This is a genomic window from Microvirga calopogonii (genome assembly GCF_003347665.1).
In the GTDB taxonomy this organism is placed as follows: Bacteria; Pseudomonadota; Alphaproteobacteria; order Rhizobiales; family Beijerinckiaceae; genus Microvirga; species Microvirga calopogonii.
On the sequence record NZ_QDGA01000217.1, the window covers coordinates 1 to 2,645 of the forward strand.

Consider the following 2,645-nt stretch of genomic DNA (forward strand, 5'->3'; position numbering starts at 1 on the left):
CCTTCGAGCGGTTCTCGCTCCAGCCGATGGATGGACCGGATCAGGTCGCGAACACGGCGCGAGCCGTCGAGTATTGCCTGGCTCACCCGCAATGGCGCCTGAGCCTCCAAACACATAAGTACTTAGGAATTCGCTGATGTGGGAACTCACCAAGTCGTTTAACTTCGAAGCCGCCCATACGCTCACCGGTACCACGCTTGGGCCAGCCAGCGAGGAGATCCATGGCCATTCCTTTCGGGCCGAGGTCGCTGTGCGCGGACTGCCCGATCCTCAAACGGGCATGCTGGTCGATCTGGGCCTGCTCGAGGGTAAGCTCGCAGAGATGCGCCGCACCCTCGATCACAAGTTCCTCAACCGGATCGAGGGGCTGGAGCGACCGACACTGGAGAACATCACCCGGTTCATCTTCGATCGGGTCCAGCACATCGGGCCAGTCGCACGCGTGACGATCTACCGCGATACCTGCGGCGAAACCTGCACCTACTACGCGCCGCTCGACCATGACCACCGCTGACTCCTCTGCCCTCGTGGTCTTCTCGGGTGGGCAGGATTCGACCACCTGTTTGGCCCAGGCGCTGTCGCGCTACGAGCAGGTCGAGACGATCGGCTTCTCGTATGGCCAGCGGCACGCGGTTGAGATGGAGTGCCGGGAGCCGATCCGGCAGGCGCTTGCCCGTCTGTCGCCGTTCTGGGCTGGCCGCCTTGGACGGGATCGAGTGATCCCGCTCAATGTGCTGGGGGAGGTCAGCGTGAGTGCGCTGACGGCAGACCTGCCGGTGGCCGGCAGCCGCGCGGATGGGCTTCCCGCGACCTTCGTGCCCGGGCGCAATCTGGTATTTCTCACCTTTGCAGCGATCGTCGCCTTCCAACGCGGTCTCAAGCGGGTGATAACAGGCGTCTGCGAGACGGACTTCAGCGGTTATCCTGACTGCCGCGACGACACTGTTAAAGCGCTCCAGACCGCGCTGAACCTCGGCATGAACTCCCGACTGGTGCTCGAGACCCCATTGATGTGGATCGACAAGGCCCAAACCTGGACCTTGGCCGAGACCTTAGGCGGGGACGCGCTTGTCGACCTGATCGTGCGGGAGACGCACACCTGCTACGAGGGGGATCGTAGCACTCGGCACGATTGGGGCTTTGGCTGCGGCGAATGCGACGCCTGCCGGTTGCGGTCGGAAGGGTGGCAGCGTTACAGCCGCCTTCGGAGCGAGGCGGTGGGGGATTTGCCTTCGCATTGAGACCAAGTGAAGTGGGCTGTACCACATAGTGCGGTCTGGGTGCTCGCATGCCCAGGCATTGCCGGTCAGAGCCACCGTGCCGGAAACGATGCGCATTGCTCAGCGATCCAAGACGATGCGCCCCTCGGTTGTCCTGGCCTGCCAATGAAGGCGCTCAAGTTCAGGCACGTCATGGATGTCTTCTGGCCATCCGAGGCAGAGATAAGCGATTAGCTTCCATGAGGGCGGCACGTCCAATGCGCGTGTCACCTCGACAGGGTCGAGGATCGACACCCATCCGAGCCCGAGGCCATGGACACGGGCGGAAAGCCATAGGAGGTGGATGGCGCCCACGACCGACCAGGCGAGCGTCTCGGGCATCGTCGCGCTGCCGAGGCCATGCCCCTGGTTGGTCGCCTCCTCACAAAAGACAGCGAGCTGCAGGGGCGCCTGGTCGAGGCCCGACAGCTTGAGTTGTAGTAGTCGGTATTTGATCTGACATTTGGCGTCTGAGAGTGATCGGGTCGAGCCTGTCCGACAGGATCAGGCTGCAATCATCTTCTCCTTTGCCAGCGGCATGCCATCCATGAAGGTTTGCATCGGCGTCTTGCCAAAGCACCACCGCCCCTGGTGCGGCCGTTCCTCATTATAACTGCGAACCCAAGCATCGAGATCAGTCTGGAGTTCAGCGATCAAGCCATAGATCTTCTTGCGGAAGGCCACGCGATAGAACTCGTCCAGCACCGTCTTGTGGAAGCGCTCCACAATGCCGTTGGTCTGTGGGCTCTTGGTCTTGGTCCGGGTGTGATCCACGTCCTCGACCGCGAGATACAGCTCATATTCGTGGCGCTCGGGGTTCCCGCAGTACTCGGTGCCGCGGTCGGTGAGCACCCGACACAGCTTCACCTCATAGGCATCGAAGAAGGGGAGAACCCGATCGTTGAGCAGGTCGGCGGCCGTGATCGGTGTCTTGCGGTCGTACAGTTTGGCGAACGCCACCTTGGTGTAGGTGTCGATGAAGGTCTGCTGGTCGATGCGCCCCACCCCTTTCATGGTGCCCACGTAAAAGGTGTCCTGCGCCCCACAGTAGCCGGGGCATTCGCTCTCGAACTCACCATGCGCATCCTTCTCGGCCTTGGCCTTCTCCAGGGCTGCCACCTGGCTCTCCGTCAGGATCAGGCCTTCCTGCGCCACCTTGGCTTCCAGGGCTTTGAGCCGCTTCTTCATCGTCTCGAGATCGTGCCGCTGCCACACCCCACGCACGCCGGCCGGTGAGATCGAATGGCCGCGCTTGCGCATCTCGTTGGCGATCCGGATCTGGCCGAAGGCCGGCTGCTCCAGGGACAGCTCGACGATGACGGCCTCCACCTCGGGCGGGGTGCGGTTGGCCAGCAGCGGCTTGCGCCGGGTCAGCTCCTGCAGGGC

Annotated in this window: 4 protein-coding genes and 1 pseudogene; 3 read left to right on the plus strand and 2 right to left on the minus strand. The window is 62.8% G+C overall.

Going from position 1 to position 2,645, the window contains the following annotated elements:
* From DDF70_RS37765 to queC, 3 genes and pseudogenes are all read left to right on the plus strand, one after another.
* A pseudogene (locus tag DDF70_RS37765) lies at positions 1–137 on the plus strand (7-carboxy-7-deazaguanine synthase); the annotation flags it as partial.
* Positions 137–514: a 6-pyruvoyl trahydropterin synthase family protein gene (locus tag DDF70_RS35945; RefSeq protein ID WP_114949206.1), complete on the plus strand. Its 378-nt coding sequence runs from the start codon at positions 137–139 to the stop codon at positions 512–514. The pseudogene DDF70_RS37765 and the gene DDF70_RS35945, both read left to right, overlap by 1 nt.
* A complete protein-coding gene (gene queC / locus DDF70_RS35950; protein ID WP_114949207.1) occupies positions 501–1,241 on the plus strand; it encodes a 7-cyano-7-deazaguanine synthase QueC in 741 nt (246 codons plus the stop codon). The genes DDF70_RS35945 and queC overlap by 14 nt, the downstream gene beginning before the upstream one ends.
* A 99-nt stretch (positions 1,242–1,340) precedes the next feature.
* Here queC and bluB read toward each other — a convergent pair whose 3' ends face one another.
* Both bluB and DDF70_RS35960 read right to left on the minus strand, forming a co-directional pair.
* Positions 1,341–1,715, minus strand: coding sequence for a 5,6-dimethylbenzimidazole synthase (gene bluB / locus DDF70_RS35955; RefSeq protein WP_281024423.1), 375 nt, complete (start codon positions 1,713–1,715; stop codon positions 1,341–1,343).
* A gap of 48 nt (positions 1,716–1,763) precedes the next feature.
* On the minus strand, positions 1,764–2,645 hold an 882-nt coding region (locus tag DDF70_RS35960), incomplete at its 5' end, for an IS481 family transposase (RefSeq protein WP_114949208.1).

Excerpts from the sequence above, each read along its gene's own strand:
- DDF70_RS35945 (WP_114949206.1), top strand. The coding sequence starts at position 137 with ATGTGGGAACTCACCAAGTCGTTTAACTTCGAAGCCGCCCATACGCTC.
- queC (WP_114949207.1), top strand. The coding sequence starts at position 501 with ATGACCACCGCTGACTCCTCTGCCCTCGTGGTCTTCTCGGGTGGGCAG.